Origin of the sequence: Sphingopyxis sp. (genome assembly GCF_035250425.1) — a bacterium.
In the GTDB taxonomy this organism is placed as follows: Bacteria; Pseudomonadota; Alphaproteobacteria; order Sphingomonadales; family Sphingomonadaceae; genus Sphingopyxis.
Map to the genome: position 1 here is coordinate 1 of NZ_DATFFD010000109.1, position 4,734 is coordinate 4,734.

Annotated in this window: 4 protein-coding genes; all 4 read left to right on the top strand. The window is 63.2% G+C overall.

Annotated elements, in window-relative coordinates:
• Nucleotides 1-1,413, top strand: a 1,413-nt coding sequence (locus tag VJ811_RS06225; protein WP_324071397.1) for a TonB-dependent receptor, incomplete at its 5' end; no start/stop codon positions are given.
• Nucleotides 1,414-1,465: 52 nt separating this feature from the next.
• Nucleotides 1,466-1,687, top strand: a complete 222-nt coding sequence (locus VJ811_RS06230; RefSeq protein WP_324071398.1) for a hypothetical protein — start codon at nt 1,466-1,468, stop codon at nt 1,685-1,687.
• A 270-nt stretch (nt 1,688-1,957) separates the two neighbouring features.
• Nucleotides 1,958-4,153, top strand: coding sequence for a catalase/peroxidase HPI (gene katG, locus VJ811_RS06235; RefSeq protein ID WP_324071399.1), 2,196 nt, complete (start codon nt 1,958-1,960; stop codon nt 4,151-4,153).
• 220 nt (nt 4,154-4,373) lie between these two features.
• On the top strand, nt 4,374-4,734 hold a 361-nt coding region (locus VJ811_RS06240), incomplete at its 3' end, for a septation protein IspZ (protein ID WP_324071400.1).

Sequence of the window (4,734 nt, forward strand, 5' to 3'; positions counted from 1 at the left end):
TATTGGGACTGGCAGCCCGAAAACGACCGCGATTTCACCGGCCTGCCGATCGTCACCAAGTCGCAGAACCCGTCGCAGCAGGACCAGTATACGCAGGAACTGCGCTATAATTACACCGGCGACCGCTTCGATTTCGTGATCGGCGGCTTCTATTATTACCAGCGCATCGACACGCAGGGCACCGAAGCGCACGGCCCGGCGTCGAGCCGCTGGACGCTCAACCCGACCAGTGCGCTCGCCAGCAATCCGGCCGTGCTGAACGGGCTGACCGCGATCAACACCCAATATCTGAAGAACACCAGTGCGGCGCTGTTCGGTCAGGTCAGCTGGAAAATCACCGACCAGTTCACGGTCCAGCCGGGCGTGCGCCTGAACTATGACAAGAAGGACGGATTCTATCAGCGCCGCGTTTTTGCCGGTGACGGCACGCCGGTGCTGTTCGGCCCGACCGACGCGATTACTGTCGCGCGGCTCGGCGTGTTCGCGCCGCAGGAAATCTCGCCGTCGTTCAGCGACTGGAACTTCAGTTACGACCTGACCGCGACGTACAAGGCGACGCAGGATCTGCTCTTTTACGCAACCTATGCCAAGACGTTCAAATCGGGCGGCATCAACCAGAACGGGGTTCCGAGCGATGCCGCGAACAATCCGATCCTCGACGCGGCGACGGTGAAGCCCGAATCGGTCAATCATTATGAAGCGGGCGTGAAGGCCGAATTCCTCGATCGCGAGGTGACGCTGAATCTCACGGCATTCCGCACCGACATCAAAAATTATCAGGCCAATGTGAACAACGGCCAGTTTGGCGTGCTGCGCGGCTATCTCGCCAATGCGGGCAAAGTCCGTACCCAAGGCGTCGAATTCGACTTTTCGGCGCGGCCGAGCGAACGGTTCCGCTCTTATGTCAACGGCGCCTACACCGACGCCAAATATGAGCGTTTCGTCGATGCGCCGTGCCCGCCCGAACTTTCGGGCGGCACCACCGCCGGCGCGGGGCAGACGCCGGGTGCGCCTGGCGTGCCGGGTCTCAGCCCCGCGAACTGCGACATTTCGGGTCAGCGCTTGCCGGGCGTGTCGAAATGGGCCTTTTCTTTCGGGGCGGAGGCGAACGCCGAATCCAAGCTGTTCGGGCAGGATGGCCAATTTTATCTGGGATATGACGGCAGCTACCGGTCGCGCTTCTCGTCGAACCCGTCGCCGTCGGCCTACACCTGGATCGAGGGCTATTCGTTGTCGAACTTCCGCGCCGGTTTCCGCACGGAGAATGGCATCGACATCTTTGGCTGGGTCCGCAACGCGTTCGACAAGAAATATCTTGAACAGCTAAGCGTCGGGCCGGGCAACACCGGTTTGATCGTCGGCTTGCCGGGCGATCCGCGGACATGGGGCGGGACGATCAAGGCCAGCTTCTGATTTTGTCAGGCGGCCAAAAGAAAAGGGGCCACCCGCGGGCGGCCCCTTTCTCATGCAGGCTGGATCAGCGCTGCTGGCGGCCTTTGTCATTATTGTCGCGGTCCTGGTCGGAGCGCTGACCACCCTGCTGACGGTTCTGGCCGCCCTGCTGTTCTTGCTGGCGATTGCCGCCCTGTTGACGGCCACCTTGCTGGTTCTGCTGTTTGTTGGGCATTTTCCTTCTCCTGCTGTCGCGCCATGCCATTATGCCGCGATCAGTTTTGGTAACTCCTGACAGAATAGGATGTTGCGTGGGACGGCCGGGTCGTGCCGGTTTCAGGACGAGCCCGCTTTGATCGGACCACTCAATCACTGAATTCAGCATATTCGGTTAGGTCGATGGAAGGGCTCGCCCTATCCTTGCCCGGTCAGAGCGAAAGGATGACGGCATCGACTCGACCCTTGCCAGCGCCGACGCCCCGCGGGCGACCTGCTTGCCGCTCGCTCGTCATGCGCCGGTCATCCGGCCACGCCACTGTTCTCAAACCATAAAAGGAGAGACCGCATGAACGACCCGACCCCCATCGATCCCGCAGGCGGCTGCCCGGTCCACCAGCCCGGCGGCGCGCGCGCGTTGCTCGGCCGCACCAACAAGGACTGGTGGCCCGAGATGCTGGCGACCGAGATCCTGGGCCCCAATGGCACCTCGAACCCGCTCGGCGACGATTTCGATTATGCCGCGGCGTTCAAGTCGCTCGATTATCAGGCACTGAAAAATGACCTGACCGCGCTGATGACCGACAGCCAGCCGTGGTGGCCCGCCGACTACGGCCATTATGGCCCCTTTTTCATCCGCATGGCATGGCACGCCGCGGGCACCTATCGCACCGCCGACGGCCGCGGCGGCGCCAACAGCGGGCAGCAGCGTTTCGCGCCGCTCGACAGCTGGCCCGACAACGGCAATCTCGACAAGGCGCGCCGCCTGTTGTGGCCGATCAAGCAGAAATACGGCAACAAGATCAGCTGGGCCGACCTGTTCATCCTCGCCGGCAATGTCGCTATCGAAAGCATGGGCGGCCCCATCTTCGGCTTCGGCGGCGGCCGCGCCGACGTCTTCGAACCCGAACGCGACATTTATTGGGGCAGCGAAGACAAATGGGTGAACGAAGGGGTCCAGACCCGCATCGCTCCCGAACATGGCATGCACGAACTCGAAGGCCCGCTCGCCGCGATCCAGATGGGGCTGATCTACGTCAATCCCGAAGGACCGGGCGGCAATCCCGACCCGCTCCAGTCGGCACGCGACATCAAGGCGACGTTCGAGCGCATGGCGATGGACCATGAAGAGACCGTCGCGTTGACCGCCGGCGGCCACACCTTCGGCAAGGCGCATGGCAATGGCGATCCGTCGAAGCTCGGCGCCGCGCCCGCGGGCGGCGACCTTGTCGCGCAGGGCTTCGGCTGGGTGAGCAGCAACGAGAGCGGGGTCGGCGAGCACGCCGTGACCAGCGGGCTGGAAGGCGCGTGGGTCAACACGCCGACGCAGTGGAGCGAGAATTATTTCCGCCTGCTGCTCGACTATGAATATGAGCTGGTGAAGTCGCCAGCGGGCGCACAGCAATGGCAGCCGGTGAACCAGCGGGAAGAGGATATGGCCCCGGCGGCGCATGACCCTTCGAAGAAGGTGCCGACGATGATGACCACTGCCGACATGGCGCTGAAGGTCGATCCGGAACTCCGAAAGATCAGCGAGAAATTCCGCAGCGATCATGAAGCGTTCAAGGATGCCTTCGCGCGCGCCTGGTTCAAGCTGACCCACCGCGACATGGGGCCGAAGGTCCGCTACCTCGGGCCTGAAGTCCCCGCCGAAGACCTGATCTGGCAGGATCCGGTCCCCGCCGGCACCAAGCCGTCGGACGCCGATGTCAAGGCGGTGAAGGACAAGATCGCCGCCAGCGGCCTGACGGTCAGTCAGCTGATCAAGACCGCCTGGGCGTCGGCGAGCACCTATCGCAAGTCCGACTATCGCGGCGGCGCCAATGGCGCGCGCGTCCGCCTGGCGCCGCAAAAGGACTGGGATGTCAACGAGCCCGCGATGCTGGCGAAGGTGCTCGATACGCTCGACGGTCTGCGCGGTAATCTGTCGATGGCCGATGTCATCGTGCTCGGCGGCGTGGTCGGCCTGGAAAAGGCGATCAGGGATGCGGGCTTCAACGTGCCTGTGCCCTTCACCGGCGGCCGCGGCGACGCGACCGCGGAACAGACCGACGCCGACAGCTTCGCGGTGATGGAGCCCGAGGCCGATGCCTTCCGCAACTATCTCGGCAAGAAGAAGCTGGCGGTAAAGACCGAGGAGATGATGCTCGACCGGGCATCGCTGCTGGGTCTTTCGGTCCCCGAAATGACCGTATTGATAGGCGGACTGCGCGTGCTCGGCGCCAATCACGGCGAGCGCGGACACGGCCATTTCACCAAGCGGTCGGGACAGCTGACGAACGACTTCTTCGTCAACCTGCTCGACATGACCAATGTGTGGAAGGTCGTCGACGGCACGGATGACCAGGAATATGTCGCCACCGACCGCAAGGGCGGCGGCGAGACGTGGCGCGCCACCCGCGCCGACCTGATCTTCGGCTCCAACTCGGAGCTGCGCGCGGTCGCCGAGGCCTATGCGCAGTCCGACAGCGGCGAAAAATTCGTCAAGGATTTCGTCAAGGCCTGGACCAAGGTGATGGACGCCGACCGGTTCGACCTCGCCTGATCGGCCACCGTCGAACAGACGACGGGTCGCGGCCCGCCCCCGGGGACATGGGCCCGGGGGCGGGTCTTTCTTTTTTAGGTGAGGGTGCGGCTCCGCAGCTGACCGACGCAACGCGGCGTTTCACCGCAAGCAATGTTAACAATGTCAATTTATCCTTGACGCCGACGCGATCCGCGGACAATGTTTACGTCGATAACATTGAGTCTGAAAGGACAGGCGGATGAAAACCTTGCTCTACGCTCTTGGGCCGATGCTGTTCGACTCGCTCGGCGTGCTCGTTTTTGCGGTGCTGCTGGTGACCGGCGCGGGGATCGTGCCCGCGACGATCGCGGGCACCGCCGTCGCGCTCGGCGTCGTCGGTTATGAATTGGTGCGCGGCAAGAAGGTCGCGGCGCTGCAATGGATCAGCCTGGCGTCGGTGCTTTTCACAGCGGCGGCGACGCTCTTTACCGGCGACCCGCGTTTCGTGATGGCGAAGCCGACGATCGTCTATCTGATCGTCGGCAGCGTGATGCTGCGCAAGGGCTGGCTTAATCGCTATATTCCGCCCGAGCAGCTCGCGATCGTAGGCGATGTCATGG

Excerpts from the sequence above, each read along its gene's own strand:
- VJ811_RS06230 (WP_324071398.1), top strand. The coding sequence starts at position 1,466 with ATGCAGGCTGGATCAGCGCTGCTGGCGGCCTTTGTCATTATTGTCGCG.
- katG (WP_324071399.1), top strand. The coding sequence starts at position 1,958 with ATGAACGACCCGACCCCCATCGATCCCGCAGGCGGCTGCCCGGTCCAC.